The 20,317-nt window shown below is 60.8% G+C and carries 11 protein-coding genes; 5 read left to right on the top strand and 6 right to left on the bottom strand.

Annotated features, from left to right (window positions below; translation table 11 throughout):
* The first annotated feature begins 70 nt into the window (after positions 1-70).
* The 4 genes from purH (at position 71) to AAIS01_RS23920 (ending at position 6,663) form a co-directional block, all read left to right on the top strand.
* Positions 71-1,678 (top strand): bifunctional phosphoribosylaminoimidazolecarboxamide formyltransferase/IMP cyclohydrolase, encoded by a 1,608-nt coding sequence (gene purH, locus AAIS01_RS23905; RefSeq protein ID WP_343470989.1) that lies wholly within the window; start codon positions 71-73, stop codon positions 1,676-1,678.
* Between the two features lie 155 nt (positions 1,679-1,833).
* Positions 1,834-3,129: a phosphoribosylamine--glycine ligase gene (gene purD / locus AAIS01_RS23910; protein ID WP_343470990.1), complete on the top strand. Its 1,296-nt coding sequence runs from the start codon at positions 1,834-1,836 to the stop codon at positions 3,127-3,129.
* Between the two features lie 99 nt (positions 3,130-3,228).
* Entirely contained in the window at positions 3,229-6,003 is a 2,775-nt protein-coding gene (locus AAIS01_RS23915) for a hybrid sensor histidine kinase/response regulator (protein ID WP_343470991.1), read from the top strand.
* Positions 6,004-6,066: 63 nt separating this feature from the next.
* The gene (locus AAIS01_RS23920; protein ID WP_076382842.1) at positions 6,067-6,663 is read left to right on the top strand and encodes a MarC family protein; all 597 of its coding nucleotides are present in this window, start codon (positions 6,067-6,069) and stop codon (positions 6,661-6,663) included.
* Positions 6,664-6,677: 14 nt separating this feature from the next.
* Here the strand turns inward: AAIS01_RS23920 and AAIS01_RS23925 are convergent, their stop codons facing one another.
* Entirely contained in the window at positions 6,678-7,499 is an 822-nt protein-coding gene (locus AAIS01_RS23925; RefSeq protein ID WP_343470992.1) for a hypothetical protein, read from the bottom strand.
* A 245-nt stretch (positions 7,500-7,744) separates the two neighbouring features.
* Between AAIS01_RS23925 and AAIS01_RS23930 the strand changes: the two genes are divergently transcribed.
* Positions 7,745-8,395: a hypothetical protein gene (locus AAIS01_RS23930; protein WP_343470993.1), complete on the top strand. Its 651-nt coding sequence runs from the start codon at positions 7,745-7,747 to the stop codon at positions 8,393-8,395.
* A gap of 111 nt (positions 8,396-8,506) precedes the next feature.
* Here the strand turns inward: AAIS01_RS23930 and AAIS01_RS23935 are convergent, their stop codons facing one another.
* The 5 genes from AAIS01_RS23935 to cobG form a co-directional block, all read right to left on the bottom strand.
* Positions 8,507-15,544: a TcdA/TcdB pore-forming domain-containing protein gene (locus AAIS01_RS23935; protein ID WP_343470994.1), complete on the bottom strand. Its 7,038-nt coding sequence runs from the start codon at positions 15,542-15,544 to the stop codon at positions 8,507-8,509.
* Positions 15,545-15,860: 316 nt separating this feature from the next.
* Positions 15,861-17,552, bottom strand: coding sequence for a precorrin-3B C(17)-methyltransferase (gene cobJ, locus AAIS01_RS23940; protein WP_343470995.1), 1,692 nt, complete (start codon positions 17,550-17,552; stop codon positions 15,861-15,863).
* Positions 17,552-18,286: a precorrin-2 C(20)-methyltransferase gene (locus AAIS01_RS23945; protein ID WP_186654707.1), complete on the bottom strand. Its 735-nt coding sequence runs from the start codon at positions 18,284-18,286 to the stop codon at positions 17,552-17,554. Before AAIS01_RS23945 ends, cobJ begins: the two co-directional genes overlap by 1 nt.
* A complete protein-coding gene (locus AAIS01_RS23950) occupies positions 18,283-18,909 on the bottom strand; it encodes a precorrin-8X methylmutase (protein WP_047227378.1) in 627 nt (208 codons plus the stop codon). The genes AAIS01_RS23945 and AAIS01_RS23950 overlap by 4 nt, the downstream gene beginning before the upstream one ends.
* On the bottom strand, positions 18,902-20,221 hold the full coding sequence (gene cobG, locus AAIS01_RS23955; protein WP_343470996.1) for a precorrin-3B synthase: 1,320 nt from the start codon (positions 20,219-20,221) through the stop codon (positions 18,902-18,904). The genes AAIS01_RS23950 and cobG overlap by 8 nt, the downstream gene beginning before the upstream one ends.
* Between the last annotated feature and the right edge of the window lie 96 nt (positions 20,222-20,317).

Raw genomic sequence — 20,317 nt, forward strand, 5'->3', positions numbered from 1 at the left:
CCAGAAAGGCGCCCGCGTAAAAAACGGTCGCCTTTTTTGCTGACTTCCCTTGCTTTTGATGGAAATTGAAATGACCGACCAGACCACCCGCCTGCCGATCCGCCGCGCCTTGATCAGCGTCTCCGACAAGACCGGGATCCTCGAATTCGCCCGCGAACTGCAACAGCTGGGCGTCGAGATCCTCTCCACCGGCGGGACCTTCAAGCTGCTGCAGGACAACGGCGTCGCCGCAGTGGAAGTCGCGGACTACACCGGTTTTGCGGAAATGATGGACGGTCGGGTCAAGACCCTGCACCCGAAAATCCATGGCGGGATCCTGGGTCGTCGCGGCATCGACGACGCCATCATGAACGAACATGGCATCCAGCCGATCGACCTGGTGGCCGTCAACCTCTACCCGTTCGAAGCCACCATCAACAAGCCAGGTTGCGACCTGCCGACCGCCATTGAAAACATCGACATCGGCGGCCCGACCATGGTCCGCTCGGCGGCCAAGAACCACAAGGACGTGGCCATCGTGGTCAACGCCAGTGACTACGCCAGCGTGCTGGAAAACCTCAAGGCCGGTGGCCTGACCTACGCCCAGCGTTTCGACCTGATGCTCAAGGCCTTCGAACACACCGCCGCCTACGACGGCATGATCGCCAACTACATGGGCACCGTGAACCAGGCAGCCGAAACCCTTTCGACCGAAGGCCGCAGCGAATTCCCACGCACCTTCAACACCCAGTTCGTCAAGGCCCAGGAAATGCGCTACGGCGAGAACCCGCACCAGAGCGCGGCGTTCTACGTGGAAGCCAAGCCGGCCGAAGTCGGTATCGCCACCGCCACCCAACTGCAAGGCAAGGAACTGTCGTTCAACAACGTGGCCGACACCGATGCGGCGCTGGAATGCGTCAAGAGCTTCGTCAAGCCAGCCTGCGTGATCGTCAAGCACGCCAACCCGTGCGGCGTGGCCGTGAGCCCCGACGCCGAGGGCGGCATCCGCCAGGCCTACGAACTGGCCTACGCCACCGACACCGAATCGGCATTCGGCGGCATCATCGCCTTCAACCGTGAACTGGACGCCGAGACCGCCAAGGCCATCGTCGAGCGTCAGTTCGTCGAAGTGATCATCGCCCCTTCGGTCAGCGAAGAAGCCCGTGCCATCGTCGCTGCCAAGGCCAATGTGCGCCTGCTGGCCTGTGGTCAATGGTCGGCCGACCGCGCGCCGGCCTGGGACTACAAGCGTGTCAACGGCGGTCTGCTGGTACAAAGTCGCGACATCGGCATGATCGGCAGCGAAGATTTGAAAGTGGTGACCCAGCGCGCCCCAAGCGAGCAGGAAATCAACGACTTGATCTTCGCCTGGAAAGTGGCCAAGTACGTCAAGTCCAACGCCATTGTCTACGCCAAGAACCGCCAGACCATCGGCGTCGGCGCCGGCCAGATGAGCCGCGTGAACTCGGCCCGCATCGCCGCGATCAAGGCTGAACACGCCGGTTTGCAGGTACAGGGCGCGGTCATGGCCTCCGATGCGTTCTTCCCGTTCCGCGACGGCATCGACAACGCGGCCAAGGTCGGCATCACTGCGGTGATCCAGCCGGGTGGCTCGATGCGTGACAATGAAGTGATTGCCGCTGCCGACGAAGCCGGCATCGCCATGGTATTCACCGGCATGCGCCACTTCCGTCACTGATACACCGATGAACTGTGGGAGCGGGCTTGCTCGCGAATGCAATCTGCCAGTGACGTTGCCCGTGACTGACACGCCGCTTTCGCGAGCAAGCCCGCTCCCACAGAAGAGCAGCTTCAGCGCTGTATACAGAATCAGCGTCATCCGAGGTTTTTGAAATGAATGTTTTGATCATTGGCAGCGGTGGCCGTGAACACGCCCTGGCCTGGAAAGTGGCTCAGGATCCGCGTGTGCAGAAGGTTTTCGTGGCACCGGGCAATGCCGGCACCGCCATCGAAGCCAAATGCGAAAACGTCGCCATCGACGTACTCGCCCTGGAACAACTGGCCGATTTCGCCGAGAAGAACGTCTCGCTGACCATCGTTGGCCCGGAAGTGCCGCTGGTCGCCGGCGTGGTCGATCTGTTCCGCGCCCGTGGCCTGGACTGCTTCGGCCCGACGTCCGGCGCCGCGCAGTTGGAAGGCTCGAAAGCGTTCACGAAAGATTTCCTGGCACGCCACAAGATTCCGACCGCCGACTACCAGAACTTTACCGAGATCGATCCGGCCCTGGCTTACCTGCGCGAAAAAGGCGCACCGATCGTGATCAAGGCCGACGGTCTGGCCGCCGGTAAAGGCGTAATCGTCGCCATGACCCTGGCTGAAGCCGAAGACGCCGTGCGCGACATGCTGGCCGGCAATACCTTCGGGGATGCCGGTTCCCGGGTGGTGATCGAAGAATTCCTCGACGGCGAAGAAGCCAGCTTCATCGTCATGGTCGATGGCAAGAACGTCCTGCCAATGGCCACCAGCCAGGACCACAAACGTGTTGGCGATGGCGACAGCGGCCCGAACACCGGCGGCATGGGTGCCTACTCCCCTGCCCCGGTGGTCACCGCCCAGGTTCATCAGCGGGTCATGGACCAGGTCATCTGGCCGACCGTGCGCGGCATGGCCGATGAAGGCAATGTCTACACCGGCTTCCTGTATGCCGGCCTGATGATCGACAAGGCTGGTAACCCAAAAGTCATCGAATTCAACTGCCGTTTCGGCGATCCTGAGACCCAGCCGGTGATGCTGCGCCTGCAATCGAGCCTGGTGCTGCTGGTGGAAGCAGCCCTGGCCCAGGCACTGGACAAGGTCGAAGCCCAATGGGATCCGCGTCCAAGCGTCGGCGTGGTACTGGCTGCCGGGGGTTACCCGGGCGACTACGCTAAAGGCAATGCAATACAAGGGCTGGAGACGGCAGCCGGGCTGGAAGGCAAGGTTTTCCATGCGGGAACCGCGCTGAAGGATGGCCAGGTGGTCACCGCCGGCGGTCGCGTGCTTTGCGCCACCGCCATGGGGTCCAGCGTCGGCGCGGCTCAGGAGCAGGCCTACAAGCTTGCCGCCGAGATCGATTGGGAAGGCTGTTTCTACCGCAAGGACATTGGCTACCGGGCCATTGCCCGCGAGCGTGGCGAAAATCTGGAATAACCCGGCCATTCAGACCGGCAAGCGCCCATGGCCCTTGCCTGTCTGCTCCGGCGCCGCGCATAGTTATAATCTGGCATCAACCTACGAAGGGATTTCGCCGTGCGCTGGCTCAGGATTGCCATAGGTTTAACCGTCACCCTGCTGACGCTGCTCTGCACGCTCCCGGCCCAGGCCGCGTCAGGCAGTGGCTGGGCGGTATTGCTCGACGAACAGGGCGACCTGAAGCTGAGCGACATCCGTTCTGCCCGCTACACCAACCAATTCAGCCCCATCGACCTGGACGGCCTAAAGGCCGCCGAGCCGGGCGGGGCATTGTGGCTGCGGTTCCGGCTGGCCCCCGACCCACATGAACAAATACTGCGTATCTTTGCACCCGACCTGTCTCGCCTGAACCTCTATGTGCTGGACGGCGATACCCTGGTGGACCAACAAGTCGGTGGTGACGCCCTGCCACGTATCGAACACCCGGTACCCAGCAGCGATTACATGCTGGCCCTGCCTCGCAGCGACAAGCAACTGGACGTCTACCTGCGACTGGCGTCCCGGCACGAACTGCGGCCCTATGTCACTCTGGAGCCGGCGATACAGGCAGCAGCCAATCAGAACCAGACGCTGATCTATGGGTTGCTGTTCGGCTGCATCGCGATGCTGATCCTGCACAACCTCACCCGCTACGCCTATACCCGTTCACGCAGTTGCCTGTGGCTGGCGGCCTGTGAAGGGCTGTTGATGCTCAGCCTGGTGCTGCTGTTGAACCTGGCTGGAGCCTGGCTGCCCGACTGGCCGGCCATTCAGACGCCGGGGGCCTATCTGGCCCTGCTGCTGACCGCGCCCTGCGGCCTGATGTTCGCCTACCGCTTCTTCGCGCCCCTGGGCCCGCATCCGTTGAACCGGCTGCTGCTGGGAGACATCGTGTTCATCACGCTCTGCAGCCTGCTGCTGTTGTTCGTGAACACACTGCCACTCAATATCATGACCTATGCCCTGGTCGCGCTGGCCGGCCTGAGCATGCTGTTCGTCAGCGCCTGGCACTGGCAAAAGGGCTATCGCCCGGCACGGCTGTTTGTCGCCGCCATGGTGGTTTTCAACCTGGGCACGCTGATCACCCTTCCAGCTCTGCAAGGGCTGACAGAAGTCGCCCCACAGGGCCTGATCATCACACTGCTGGGGTTCATCTGCGTCAGCGGACTGCTGATGAGTGTCGCCTTGGGCGAGCGTCAGCGCTCAATCAACGAGAGCCGTTTCAGCATCAGCCGTGACCTGGCGGCGAGTAACGCCGAGATCAATGCCAAGGCCGAGTTCCTGGCCAAGATCAGCCACGAGATCCGTACGCCGATGAACGGCGTACTGGGCATGACCGAGCTGCTGCTGGGCACACCACTGTCGGTCAAGCAGCGCGATTACGTGCAGACGATCCACAGCGCCGGTAACGAACTGCTGACCCTGATCAACGAGATCCTCGACATTTCCCGATTGGAGTCCGGGCAGATCGAACTGGACGACGTTCAGTTCGACCTCAACGCGCTGATCGAGGACTGCCTGAGCATCTTCCGCGCCAAGGCCGAACAGCAGAATGTCGAATTGATCAGCTTTATCCAGCCCCAGGTGCCGCGCGTGATCAGCGGTGACCCGACACGGTTGCGCCAGGCGCTGCTGAGCCTGCTGGAAAACGCCCTGAAAAAAACCGACGAAGGCGAAGTGTTGATCGTCGTGGCGCTGGACGAGCGCAGCAATCAGCCGCGCCTGCGCATCGCGGTGCAGGACAGTGGAACACCCATGGACGCCGAAGAGCGCGACACGCTGATGCACGCCGAATTGCATAGCAAGAACTTCCTCTCGGCCACCCGCCTGGGCGGTAATCTGGGCCTGGTCATCGCCCGTCAACTGATCATGCTGATGCACGGAGAGTTCGGTATCAAAAGCGGCAGTAACCAGGGCAGCACCTTATGGCTCACCTTGCCCCTGGACCCGGATCGCCTCGAACATCCGACCTCCGACCTCGATGGTCCACTGCAAGGGGCGCGGGTGTTGATCGTCGACGACAATGACACCTGCCGCAAAGTGCTCGTACAGCAATGCAGCGCCTGGGGCCTGAACGTCAGCGCCGTACCCTCGGGCAAGGAAGCCCTGGCGCTGCTGCGCACCAAGGCACACCTTAGGGACTATTTCGACGTGGTGCTGCTGGACCAGAACATGCCCGGCATGACCGGCATGCAACTGGCGGCCAAGATCAAGGAAGACCCAAGCCTGAATCACGACATTCTGTTGATCATGCTCACCGGCATCAGCAACGCGCCGAGCAAGATCGTGGCGCGCAACAGCGGAGTCAAGCGCATCCTCGCCAAACCGGTGGCCGGTTATACCCTCAAGACCACCCTGGCGGACGAGCTGAACCAGCGCAACAAAGGCCAGACGCAGAATATCCCGATGAGCGCCGGCCCCGTCGTCCCGGTAAAAGTGCCCAGCGACTTCCGCATCCTGGTGGCCGAAGACAACAGCATTTCCACCAAGGTCATCCGCGGCATGCTCGGCAAGCTCAACCTGCAACCCGACACCGCCAGCAACGGCGAGGAAGCCCTCAAGGCCATGAAGGAGCAACGCTACGACCTGGTCTTGATGGACTGCGAAATGCCGATCCTCGACGGCTTTTCCGCCACCCAGCAACTGCGCGCCTGGGAAATGGGTAACCAGCGGACGCGAACGCCCGTGGTCGCGCTCACCGCGCACATCCTGGCCGAACATAAGGAACGTGCCCGTCAGGCCGGGATGGACGGCCATATGGCCAAACCGGTGGAACTGTCGCAACTGCGCGAGCTGATCGAACACTGGGTGGCCCAGCGCGACCAGCAGAATCGTACCGCGCAGACGTCCTGAGCCGACAGACACCAAAACGCCTGATAGACTCCCCGACGTCTTTCTCCGCCTTGAGCCTCGACCATGCTTCATGTGTTGTTCAGCGTTTACCTGAAGATGCTGGTGCTCTACAGCCCCTTCTTCGTGCTGTCGTGTTTCATCAGTCTGACTCGCGGCTACTCGCGCAAGGAACAACGGCGCCTGGCCTGGAAGGTCGCGATCGCGACGCTGGTGTCCAGCGTATTGCTGTACTTGTTCGGGCGGGTGATTTTCAGCGTGTTCGGCATCACCGTGGATGCGTTCCGCATCGGCGCCGGCAGCGTGCTGTTCATTTCGGCGCTGGGCATGGCCCAAGGCAAGTCAGCCGTACAGACGGATAATGTTCAGCAGGACGTGACCATTGTCCCGCTGACCATTCCGTTGACGGTCGGCCCCGGCACCATTGGCGCCTTGCTGGTGATGGGCGTGAGCCAGCCGCACTGGGACGACAAACTCATGGCCATCATCAGCATCGCCCTGGCCAGCTTCACCGTCGGCGTAGTGCTTTACCTGTCCAGCCGCATCGAGCGGATTCTGGGTGACCAGGGCTTACAGATCGTCAGCCGCCTGATGGGGCTGTTTGTCTGCGCGTTAGCCGCGCAGATTATCTTTACCGGGGTCCGAGGCTATCTGGTGCCGTAGCAACGGTTGTCGATTCAGGCTCGCTTACGACGGCTGAACCGTTGTTTCAGCACCTCTTTGCGGTGCTCGCCCAGGTATTCTTCGATGTCCTGCCTGAACTCCTCATAACGGGCAGGATTGAAGGTCACGAACGACTTACCGCGAAAGATCTCCCGTGCGGAAGATTGCCAGTTCACGAAAAGCACACCACCGTTATTCGACGTGCCCATCTGCCTGATCGATGCGGACGATGCGATCAGAATGCCGTTGGCCAACTGCTCGCAGGGAATGACGGATAAACGCGCGCCTTCGGGTGTCTTGACCTGGCTGTTGAACAGATTGATGGTTTGCTTATCGTTCTTCAAACCGTCAATCGTGGTGCCTACCACGGCACCGAGCACCGACGCCGCCGGGACACTGGCTTTCACGCCATCAATGATCCCCTTGACGATATCGCTGATTACGTAATCCATGTCCACCCGTTGGGAACTCTCGGAATAACGGGTATAGCCGTCATCGGCAACAAAACACCCGAGATCATGCAGGCATCGGATAAAGGCGTCGTACCAGGCCAAAGTGTTCTTGCCGCCGGGGACTTCATAGTTGGCCTCCATGATTGCCATGGTCATCAGGTTTTCCATGATCGCCATGTTGCTCAGCGACATGTTATTGCCATAACCCACGAGCGCATCACCCAACATGAGCGCATCCAGATCCTTGGTCGGGCTGCCAGGCGGCAACTCAACGGACCTGCGTACCCGTCGGCTGGCAGAGGCCAACACTTTGCGCCTGTTAATGCGTGCCTGAATCAACTCGACACTTTGTTCTACGCAAATTCCACTTTCAAAGTTTTCCATAAAACCTCCTTGGTTATTTAATTGTCCACTCCTGCGGACACTGACAATCTAATTGACTCCCTACAAAAACAACAACCCTGAGCAATTACAACATATGTATATTTTCACCCCCTACTTTGATCGCCTGCCAAACATATTTAGACTTCAATTAAGCATTCGCACACTTGAGTTCTCCATGCATAGTTGTATTTATAAAACCCAATGGCACAGCTATTTACACACTTATCGCACATGGAGAAGTATTTATGAACCCCCCACAATTAACCGGCCTGGTCACAGGACCGACTCTGTGTTCATACATCGAGACACCTTCCCTGCAAGACCACAACGACATCGCCGACTGCAACAACATCGCCACTCGCTCGGCCGACCTCGGCCATCACCGCTATATCGACCCGCAAGGCTGGTTTGAAGAATATGCACGAACATTGGCATTTCTGGGTTGGTCGCTCTACGGCGACGCCATTTATACCCGTACCCAACATATTGTCTCGGGTTCGGTGGCAGACTTTCTGGTACAGAGCGCCCATGCCATGAATGATTGGCGGCAGGCAAACGCGATGATCGACACGCTCGACACATTGAAAAACGATCACACGGCTATGCTGTCCTTCGACGGGGAAACCCGCCAAGGCGAGACCTTTCAAATCATCCCGGCCAGGTACGACTCACACGGCAACCTGACGATCGCCCTGCATAAACTCGAACTGAACGTCGACATGAAAAAGCACAGCTTTCTGTTCTGGGACTGGGAGAAGCGATCAGCCAAAATTATCCAGCGCAAAGCGTTCCTGAAATTAAACAGAAGCGAACTCGACCGCAAAAGGGCGTTGATCAAAAAGAAACTGGATGAGCACCTCATGAGGCGATTCACCTTAAGGAAAAACGCCTCGTGAAGTCATAAATGGCTCGCTACACCGGCGGCCGGCCCCAGCAGGAAAAGGGTTGCAGGTACAACTGGCAACCCTTTTTTCGATCTACCCCACGGTTTGGACCAATGCCGGCAATCAATCCGCCAGGTTGTTTTCCACCGCATACGATTCGCTGGATAACGCTTTCAGCGTGACGCTGTTCTGCAGGGTGCCCAACCGTTCGATCAATGTCGAAGCGGCGTACTGCCGATGCCCGCCGAAGCTCAGCAGGACTTCGCCACGAAAGTTGACGTCCGTTGCGTACACTTCACGAAAAATCACGCTGCGCCCGCTGTCAGGGTCAATGATCACCAGATGCTCGTGGACGTGGCTCAGCAACAACTTGTCCGGGTCATCCAGCTCCCAGATCAACTTGCCGGGGATGGTCGGCGCGCTGCCGCTGCCCGACGAACGTCGGCAGTCGAGAATGACCGAATCGACCCTAAGCCAGGCGGCTTTGGACAGCCGGTAACTCACCATGCCTTGTCCCATGCGCAGGATCAGGGTCGTGACATCATCTGGCATCAGCGGCAGCAGATCATCGATCTTCATCTTGCCCTCAACCACCAGCACTTCGGCATCACGCCGGACATAACTGAGTGGTCCGGCCTGCCCCATGGACGGGTAGGTCAGCAACGTTCCGGCCGTGCTTTCATGCAGTAATACGTTGGTCTGCTGCTGGGTTCCCAATAACTCGAAAGACGTCGGAATCGCGGCCTTTGGAACCTGAATCATTCGGTCGGTCTCGGCTACGAACCACTTCAGACTGGCGGGATCCTCCACCGACAGCAGTGCGCTACGCAGTGGGTAAGACGCCAGCCGCTTGAGCCCCTCGATCTCGCGGCCCGCTTGATGGATGACCCACTCATGGGTGACACCACTGATCATCGCCGGCTCCCGGTCTTGCAACACGACCACCACACCTTCGGATGTAACGCCACGCAACCCTGCCCCTTCGACTGTCAGTTCGACAAACTGCCAGGGTGCCCATTCACGCGTTGCTGCGGGTAGCACATCGGCTTGCAGCAATCGTGAGCCCTGGCCAAAAGCGACCTCCAGTTTCTGCGGATCGATAAACGCCTGGCGATAGACGTCGCCACTTGAAACATCGAATAACCACGCGGCCTCGTTATCCGGGGTCAGACCCAGCAGACGCACCTCTTTTCCGCGCCCCATTTCCGCCAACAATACTCGGTCGCCGACGTACCAGGCGCACAACTTCGCGTCGCCGCTGGCATTCGTCAAACCGATCAGGGCAAAGCGTTCGGTGGCGTATTGGCGGGCCAGCGGCTCCAGCGCAGACCACCAATGCGTCCGGTCCTTGAACCACTTTTCGCCCACGCCCCCAAGCACCAGGTAACCCCGGTTCGTCAGATTGAAAAACAAACCATCAGACGTCAGCGCCACATACCCCTTTTCGACCAGGATGACATTTTCCAGGTTCTGCGGTCGCCGCCACTTCACCGACCACTCGCTTTTGCCCGCCACGAGGGTGCGTTGCTTACGGCAAAGTGTCTGGGAGAGCCTGTCGTAGATGACAAATGTATCGCCACCGTCCGCCGGTGTGAGCAGCGTCAGGTCAGTCATGTTGCTGATGGAATCGGACCAGCCACGGGCATGGTTACGTGCCGGTGAGGGACGGATAATCAAGTGGTCGCTACGACGGACCCAAGCCATGTCCCGTACCTGCGGCTCACTTTGCCAACAGACAGTAACAAAGGGCGCCGGCTGCCAGTTGACGGTGACAAAGGTGTCTTTTTCACCAGCAGACGGCGTGAAGGGGTAACCGCTGCCGAGCACCTTTGACCAGTCGGCCAGTGTCTCGCTGGCGCTCAAGACCGACTCCAACACCGGGTCCAGGTCGCGTGTGATGGAACTGAGCAGCAGTTGTCCGTCGTGGATCATATAGACCAGTACCTCGCGTGACATATCGGCCCGGGTAATTTCCTGGACGACTTGAATCACGCCTTGGGCGTGCGCCTCGACACGCTTGATGGTCGTCACGTCTCTTGAGGCCCACAACCAATAGCGATGGGTCAACAGCCCGGTGACCACGTCGACCTGCCAGATGATGACGTTTTGCGGGTCGTAAAAATACGCATGGCTGCCGGCCACCGCGCCCAGCAACGCGGCGTCGGCGTCCGGTATCTCGTCACGGATGTAGAGGAAACGGTCCGCTTTCGCGTCGTACCAGGCCGAGGTGTACCGGGGCTCGTCTGGCTTCTCGAACGGAATCAGATAACGGTGAACGGGTGTATAGGGCATCACCAGGCGGTGCTGTTGAGCCAGGGTCCTGAGGTGTCCTTGCAACACCTGCCGATCCATGCCCGCGGGTACATCCTGCTCGACAAGGGTGAGTTGGCGTTCACTTAACGCAACCTGGAACACTTGATTGTCGGTGACTCGGAGCAAAATCTCATGGGAACCCGGCCCAATGAACCTCAACTGCACGTCACCGACGAACAGTTTCCCGCCATCCTCGAACCGGATATCGCTTTCGTGGGCCCAAGAGGCGTCCAGAACCCAACTCGACTTCTGCGAACGCCTCGACTGAAGGCTCAGGCTCACGCCGGGATTGAGCACCACTGCGCACCGTTTGCCAGCGCCCCGAACCTGATAGGCGATTTTTCCGTGCCAGGCCGGCGCAAGCACGGGCACCACCAATGAGCGATCAACGGCATCGAGCAACACGTTGATCACCGTTGGCCGATAGTCAGGATCAAACAGGCGATAGAGGATGTAGTCACTCGGAAACGAATAGAAGGAAAACAGAAACAGCCATCCGCCATCCGTTTTCCTTTTCTCCAGACGCCGTGCCGTGTCGAACCCCGTGTCATGGTGCAAGCTGGCGAATGGCAGCGCCTTGTACTCGTAGCGATAACAGGTTTGCGGCGTGCAGGGCAGCATGATCGCCTGGCCAGGGGTCAGCGTGATGTTGACTCGATCTGGCAGGTCCAGCTCCCGACGAATATCAATCGCCCGATCGTACTCAACATCGAACGTCGGCACCCCGAAATGATCACGCAACGGATACAGCCTGGGGCTGTCCAGCACCAGCTCGCCGCGGCTCAGATCCAGTGTCTGGACGATCAGCGAAGGGCGCGGCAGCCATGTACCGCCACGGGCGTTGAGCCGATAGGGTTGAAGGTGAGCCTTGGCCACTTCATCAAAAAACAGACCGACTTGCCTGGCCTCTTCGGCAATGCTGGCGAACCCCTGGGCCAAGGCCGCCACCCCCACCGCCAGACCGCCCAGCATCACAGCAGCGCCACCCAGAAGCGCCCCTGCGGTGGTGGCGCCGGCGACGTAGGCGCCCGTCGCCAACACCAGGCTGACCGAGTCGAACGCCAATTGCGTACCGAACTGAGCGCGTTCGACCGGGTTCTGCGCAGTCGACAGCTGGTAGATGTCGAACCCGACATTCGCCAGTTGCAGTAACCCCCCTGTCGCTTCGCTCACACTGCCTCCCACCGCAGCCTTGACCACTGGCGCGACGGTCTGGGCGATCAGTTTCTCTTGCGCCAGAGCCTGGCGCACCAGCCCGACCAGCGCCGCGACGTCGACCACGTTGCCATGCACCAGTTGCGCGTAATTGACATAGGCATGCAACCGGACCGCCAGGGTCAAAGGTCGGTCAGGTCCTTCCTGCCCCCTCAATGCGCTCATCAGCGCCTGGATGGAAAAGCCCGCGTTCAGGGTATGGACACTCCCCACTTCGGTCGGATCGCCTGGCACGGTGGGCTTGTTGGCCAAGGCTGAAAAGCGTTCCGAGAGGTAGCTTTTTATCCGCAGGAGTCGATGATCGTCAGTGACGATCCGTACCAGTTGCTCAGGATTCGCCGGATCGATCAGGCTCATCCGATACGAACCGTTCTGCTGGACCTCCAGGGTGTCGAACAACGGTACGAGGTGTGGCGCCAGCTGATTCTGCTGCCGCAGTTGGGTCGTCACTTGCCCGATCTGTTGCGCCCACCAGTGGCCATCCAGGGCCAGCAAACAACTGCCCAGTCGGGGATGACTGCTCAGCGATTGCCCACGGGCACTTGCCAGCCGCTGTCTGACAGGTCGTTGCGGCTGTCCAGGCAACGCGCCGGGTTGCAACAGTTGCGAGACGCGGATCGCATTCGACAATTGCATATTCGACAGCCGCACGCCTTCCAGCTCTATCAGGTCGAAGGTCGGACGCGCCGCATCGCCATAGGCTGCGTAATAGCCGGCCATTGCCTGCTTGACGAAAAACTTCTCCAGTGCCCGCCTGAACGCCGTCGCCTGCTCGAATTCGAATACGCCGAAATTCGGATCATAGAAGTGATACGTGCTGCGCTCGCCCTCAACGGTTTTGGCCACCAGCATGGCGTGATTGTCGGAGTTGAGCATCAGCGTACTGGTAGTGCTCCTGGCTTGCAGAATGTCCACCACCGCTTTCAAGTCCGAGCGTGCCAGCCCACGACCGACGTCGCCCAACTGCACATCGCGCAACGCCTCCATGCTGCCCAGGAAGGTCATTGAATCGTTTGCCCCTGGCTCGATAACCCCCAGATAGAAGCGCTCGCGCAAGGTGTTGACCGCAGCCTTCCCTTCCGACAAGGCTGCCGCCATGGCCAGGGCCAGTGGATAACAACGCCCCCCCACTCGGTCGCCCTCGCCCTGAAGCAGCAAATCCTGCGGGACAAGCTTGATCGTATCGGCTTGAAAATCGTCCAGGACAGTCCCGACGCGCTCAACGATCCGGACGCGGTATTCAAGCTTCGCCACCTGCTGGATCCGGGCCACCTGGCGGCCCCACTGGCGTAACGTCAGAGGCTGCTCCAACGCGGCTTTCTTCAGCGCCAGGGCGGTTTCGGAATGCCTCGGCGGATGATCGACTGCGCTGGCGAGCCCGGCCAGGAACGCCGGCGCCTGCTGTTGGTACAACGCATGTTCGATCACCGCGTAGCTGCCGGCAGTGCCCTGTTCGCCGAGGCTGTTGGCGAGGTTATCCAGCTGCGGGCGAACCGCGTCGAAACCGCGATTGTCCAGCGTCCTGGCGCCGGTCAAGGCGCCCAATGACAGACGCTGCCAGGGACTCAACCGAGCGACGTCGAAACTGCCTTTGGCCAGTCGCTGCAAAAGTTCAGCGACGGACAACCGTTGCGTCTGCGCGTCGCTCAAGGAGGCCGGCGGCAACGTCTTGATGCTTTGGCCAAGGATCGACTGGCGCTGATCGAAACTCAGGGGGATGGCCTTGTCGAAGGTCGCCACACCGTTGTGGCCGCGATTCATCATCTGCATGAACGGCTTGCCCAGCTCATCGGCCAGATGCTGCAACAGCCCGGTGGACAACAGGTGGCGCCCTTCGATCACCGGCCAGCCTTCATCAAACTGGAGCGTGCGGTACTTCAGCAACTCGGCCATGTCGCCCGCGTAACGAGCCTTGAAGCGGCCCGCTTGCCAGCGCTTCTTTTCGTTTTCAAGCCATTGCCGGGTGTCACTCTCGTTCTCCATCCAGGAGTGGTCTTGCTCTTCCTCGGTGGCCAGGTTAACGCTGGTTACCGCCGGGATGGCGGCTTCCGCTCGCCACCGCGCAGCCGTTCGAGGCGTGAAATGCGTCCTCAGATAAGCCGCCATGCCCTCAAGCATGGCGCCAGGTCCGGTCAGGTAGATCGTCACTTGGTTCTGGGGGCGGATTCCATCGCTGTAGTAGGTGGCGGCGGCCTGAACCAACAAAGACGTGGTCATTTCCACTTCTGTTGGCAGCTCATGCAAAGCACCAAACACCTGGGTCGCCGCCTGCTTTGCAACATTGACCATGGCTTCGACATCGATAAGAGCAATATTCTGTTCATCGGCCAGGCGAGCGGTGGCATCGACGATTTCATAGTTGAGCCTGAAACGATCGAGCACAGCCTTGAGCATCGCCGCCCCCGGATGTGCCATCAGAAATGCATTGCTCAACGAGGTCCGTACTGCAAGGGCACGCAGCTCGTAGGGACGAGCCAAGCGTTCCACCGGCGTGCGAAAAACGTGGTTCAACTCGGGTTTGCTGTTCGCGAAGCCCTTGAGTGCCTCACGACTTTCCAATGGAATCTGCTCCAGATAGTCCATGTACTTGTTGCGCAAGGCTCGGCGACCCGGCATCCATTCGGGATTACGATCAAGCAGCAACTGCAGCGTGCCCAGGAGCGCGTCGGACTTGAAACCGCGAATGTCGACTGGGCCCAGTTTTTCCAGCAAGGGTGGCAGACAGTCGATGTCGGCATAACCGCCGCCTTCCGTGAACAACACTTCGGCGCGCACCAAATCGGAGGCTGAGGCAAAATTGCCACGCAGGCTGATCTCGCGCTGGTAGATATCCTTCAGTTGAAGCGCTTCACCCCGGGCCAGATCACGCAATACCAGATTCCCTTCGACCATTGCCTGGAGACTGCGTCGGTTATCGGCCTTCAGGGTATCGAGCCGCGCCTTGTCCTGACCATAGGCCCGAACCAGCAAGTCCACTCTCGCGTCATCGGCACTGCCGCCGTTTTCCACCGTTTTCCTGATATGTGCATGCATCTGTTGTTTGAGAACGATGACACGCTCTTCATAACGATCACCCAACTCAGATGCATTGGCGCTGTTCTCCCCACCTTTGAGCATGGCATCCGCCTTGGCGGCTTCGACAATAATCCGGTTGGTTTCATAGGCCAGCAGCGCGTCACTGTCATACCAGAGATTGAGCTGATAACCCTCGGGGGCCAGCACCCGTTTCCAGACATTGATGTAGTCGCGCTGGATCGCCCCAACGCCACCGCCGAGCCAAACAAAATGCAGCTTTTTCGGCACCTCGGTCGCCGGTCTTTCCCACTGTTGGAAACTGTTTTGCAGGCGTGCTTCGAAATGCTCGATTTTCCTGAAGAGCTGCCCAGGTCCAAGGTCGTCGGGGCTGGACGGCGTTGCGCCCTGCATAACCCCTAACGCCTGCTTGAGCAACCCCAACGGCTCGAGCATCTGCGGCGTGTCCAGCAAGGCGACACAACCGAAGTAATAACGCAGCACCGCGTCATATTGATCGGTGCCTTTGTGCGATATCAATGCCTGTTCAAGATCCTTGAGTTTTAACACACTCAAAAAATCGACGTGACTGTCCCTCGACAAAAACTTGTATTCACTCATTTACAATACTTCCATTTATTGCATGCAAATAAAAACACCGGCCCGACAATAAACTTGCGAGCACAGCAGATACGCGGACGTTAAGTTCGCCAACAGGTCTAAATAATTAGAACGAACATACCCCAGCCGCTCGACGCTGTTCAACTAACGGCCAAGCACAATGATTTTCCAAATAAAACCACACGCCGCGTTACATGAGGCGAAGCGCTGCTGACTACTTACAACTTAATAGCCACTGGAAAATCTCTGTCCCTTCAAATAATTGAACAGTTCGAGGTGCAGGCATTCGGCGGCCCGAACGGACCGCCAAGTTCCATCAGCGCGGCTTATCGCCGTACCAACGCGGCGTGTACACCCATTCGCCTCCGTCAGCGCGAGGGAAGACGCACGTCGTGGAGGAGCCGATCAGCACCATGGTCCGCATGTCCACCTGATCCGGGGTCAACTGCCCCAGCGTGGTGACGCGCAGCGTCTGGCCCGGGCGGCCGATATCACGCCCCAAGACCACCGGCGTCTCGGCGGTACGATGTTGCGCAACGATTTCCAGCGCTCGCCCCAGCTGCCATGGTCGGGAACGGGAGATCGGGTTGTAGAACGCCAGGGCCAGGTCTGCTTCAGCCGCCAGATCCAGGCGTTTCTCAATGATCGACCATGGTTTGAGGTTGTCCGACAACGACATCACACAAAAATCATGACCCAGCGGCGCACCGGCCTGGGCGGCGGTGGCCAGGGAGGCCGAGACGCCAGGGAGAATTTGCAGGTCGACGTTGTGCCAGTGGGCATCCGTCGACTCGTGCAGCGCTTCGAGCACCGCGGCGGCCATGGCGAACACGCCTGGATCGCCGGACGACACCACCACCACGGAGCGCCCCTGGGCCGCCAGCTCGAAGGCATGCCGGGCACGCTGCATTTCCTCGCGGTTGTCGGTGCAGTGCTGCACCTGATCGGACCGAAAGGGACCGGCCATGCGCACGTAGGTTTCGTAGCCCAGCACATCGGTGGCGCGGTCGAGTTCGGCGCGCACGGCCGGCACCATCAATTCGGCAGCGCCCGGGCCAAGACCGATCACGGCAAGACGCCCGCGTCGGCGACCGATCTGTTCGGGGTCGAGGGGCTGCTCGGCCACGGCGATCGCACAATCGCCCACCCTACGCACCGATGCCGGTTGCTCAAGGGCATCGCTCAACCATTGGGTAACGTCAGCACTGGCCACTGCGAACCGTAGCGGCACGTTCAATGCCGATGCGGCTGCCTGTAGATCCGGACGCGCCATGTCGCTGTCCGCCGCCAACAGACACGCCAGCGATTGCACCGCCAGACCGGTTTCACGCAAAACTTCGTCAACGGACACCGGCGCACCCGCGGGCACCGCCACCACCACAGTGCGCGGATAAATCCGCAATTCATCCGGCGCGGGCGCAGCCGCTGCGCAGTCGACACGAATGGCCAGACGCGCCTGTTCATCCTGGGGCAGTTGCGCCTGCTCCAGCCATGGCGCAGCCCCCTCAATACGCACCGACTCACCGGCCAGCAGATCGGACACAAAGCGTTTGCCCTGCTCCAGGTCGTCAAGACGGTAACCGCTCGGCGGATTGAGCAGGCAGGTGCCGAAACGCAATTCGCCGCTGGTGGTGATTGCTGGAGCGACTTGCAACGCTGCCGCGATCTCACGGGCCATGACATTGACCCCGCCCAGCCCGCCAAGCAGCGGCACCACGGCGCTGCCATCCTCGGCCACTGCCAGCACTGGCGGTTCGACGCCTTTTTCCAGCAGCAGCGGCGCCAGCGTGCGGATAACGATGCCGGCCGCGCACAGGGCGATGATCGGCGTGTCCTGTTGGTAGAGCTCGCGCAGCGTCGCGCCGAACTCGTGGTATTGGCTGTCCGCACCCTCAACCCGTCCGGCCAGGCCGTGGATCAAGGCATCAGGGTAGCGCTGCTGGATCCGCCGGGCCGTTGCGAGGCTGCCGGGGCCGAGAATGACGATGGCCGGCGCCCTGGACGTCATCAACCTTGCCACCGTTCGCCCGGCACGATGATCAGCGAGAAGTACGGCGAGGACATGGGCTCGACTTCATCCAGCGGCACGATCTTCTGGTTGGCCATGGTTGCCCGCTCGACGTACAACGCCCGATCGTCCAGACCCAGTTCCTGGAGTACCTGACGGACCTTGGGGAAATTGCGTCCCAGCTTCATGATGACCGCCGCATCGGCATCGGCCAGGCGGCGCTTGAGCTCCTCGAAGGGCAATACGCCGGAGAGCACCGACAGACTCTGGTTGCGATAGACCAGCGGCGCACCCAGCACCGAGGCGCCGCCGAGCATCGAGCACACGCCAGGAATCACTTCGGCGTCATAGCGCTCGGCCAGGCGATCGTGCAAGTACATGTAGGAGCCGTAGAAGAACGGATCGCCCTCGCAGATCACCGCCACGTCGCGACCGGCATCCAGATGCACGGCCAACTGTTGGGCAGCGGTGTCGTAGAAGTCGGCGATGACCTGTTCATAGGACAGCGGTGCCGGCAACGCTTCGGTGGTCACCGGATAGACCAGTGGCAACAACGTTTGTGCCTCCTGCAGATGCGCCTCGATGATGCCGAAGGCGTTGCCCTTCTTGCCCTTGGCGACGAAGTACGCCACCACCGGCGATTCGCGCAGCAGGCGCAGGGCCTTGACCGTAATCAATTCCGGGTCACCGGGGCCAACGCCGAGGCCAATCAGACGTCCAGGCTGCTGCATCATTCAATCTCCGTAGCGAGGGCGTTGACGGCGGCGGCGGCCATGGCGCTGCCGCCGAGCCGGCCTTGCATGATCACGAACGGCACGCCACGGCTGTTGGCCGCCAGCATCGCCTTGGACTCAGCAGCGCCGACGAAACCTACCGGAAAGCCGAGAATCAGCGCCGGTTTCGGCGCGCCGGCATCGAGCATTTCCAACAGGTAGAACAGGGCGGTCGGCGCATTGCCGATCACCACGACGCTGCCTTCCAGGTGCGGACGCCAAAGCTCCAGGGCGGCCGCCGAGCGGGTATTGCCTAATTCAAGGGCCAACGCCGGCACGCTCTCGTCGCGCAGGGTACAGATCACCGGATTGTTCGCGGGCAGGCGAGCCCGGGTCACGCCCTCGGAAACCATCCGCGCATCGCACAGGATCGGCGCACCGGCGGCCAGTGCCTGGCGTCCCGCCGTGCCGGCACCCTCGGAAAACTGCAGGCCATCGACAGCCTCGACCATGCCGCAGGCGTGAATCACCCGCACCGCGAGTTTTTCCAGGTCGGCCGGAATGCGCGCCAGGTTGGCTTCGGCGCGAATGATCGCGAAGGAGTTGCGATAGATCTCCTGACCGTCGCGGATGTAATCAAGCATCAAGGGGGCTCCGGGGGCGAGCGTCGAGCCAGCGGCCGAGCGCTTCAATAGTTAGATCATGCGCCTGCAACGCGCCGAAACCCGGCAGCGTCGCATCGCGAAAATACAGGTCGTAACGACCGGGGGCGACCGCCAGCAAGGTGGCAGGCGCGACATGGGCCGCTGCGCAGGAACGCGAGCAGCCCGACAAATGGACCTTCAGGCTGCAGCCCTGTCGTTGCAGCAGCTCGGCCAACTGACGAGCATCGGCCTTGGTGTCGGCCAGGGCTTTACCGCAGCCACTGGAGCCGCTGCAAGCGATGAGTTGCGCCAAAGGTTGATCGACTGCGCACAACAGCCCCAGCGCGTCGAGCCGCGCCAGCACGTCGTCCGCCTCCTCGCGGCGCACGTTGGGCAGCAACAGGCTTTGCCAGGGGGTGAAACGCAGGCTGGCGTCGCCCTTGTCCCGCGCCAGTTGCGCCGCTGCGCGCAGCATGACGGGGTCGAGCCGGCCCAGAGGTGCCGCCGCGCCAACGTAGACCCGGTCGTCGTGCTGGGAATGGATGCCGATGTGCAATCCGTCGACGGACTCGTCCCGCCGCCAATCCGCACAGGGCTGCAACGCCACGCGGCGGGCCAACTGGACGAGGCACTCATCCCTCGGGATTTCGGCCAGCAAGTGACGCATGCGGGTCTGGTCAGGGCGGGCCAGGTCGAGAAACAACTCCAGCACCGCCACCACCAAATCATGTCCCTGGGCCAGGGGCACAGCGCCGTCCGGTTTATCCAGCGGGCAGCCCGCCAGCCCGAAGGCCAGCCACAGCTCGCCGTCGCGCACCAGCGCCGAGAGCCACAGGTCATGGTGATGTTCAAGCATCGCCAACCCTTCCCCGCCGTCCAATTGCACGGCGAACTTGGCCGACAGCTCATGGAAGCGTTCATGGGTTTGCAGGGTGAGAAGAATCCGCGCGGTCAGCGGGCGAGTATCAAGCAGCATTTGCCGGTCGATCCCGGCCGTGGGACTGAGCATCAGGTTACGCACGTCATCGCCGGCCGGTTTGCGGGGGCCCAGTCCGGCGTTCAGCAAGGGCTCGATCAACGCATCGTGCCGGGGCCCAATCCCACGGATTTGCAGGTTGGCGCGGTTGGTCGCCTCGATCACGCCACCGGCAAACCGCTCGGCCGCCCACGCCACGGCGTCGGCCTGATCGGCCTGAATGGAACCACCGTCAAGCTTGATCCGGCAGATCCCACCGTCCAGCGCCTGGGCGACACGCAGCAACCCCGGACAACCCGAGGGGCGTATGACGCTGGATGATGGACGTTCGTTCAAGGGCAAACCGGTAGATAAGGCACGCCGCAATGGCGAAGGCCCGCCATTATGCCTGCTTTGCCGGGGGGCATGAAAAGCTTGCTGGTCGGATTGCGA

It is taken from the genome of Pseudomonas halotolerans (assembly GCF_039581215.1).
Lineage (GTDB): Bacteria > Pseudomonadota > Gammaproteobacteria > Pseudomonadales > Pseudomonadaceae > Aquipseudomonas > Aquipseudomonas tehranensis.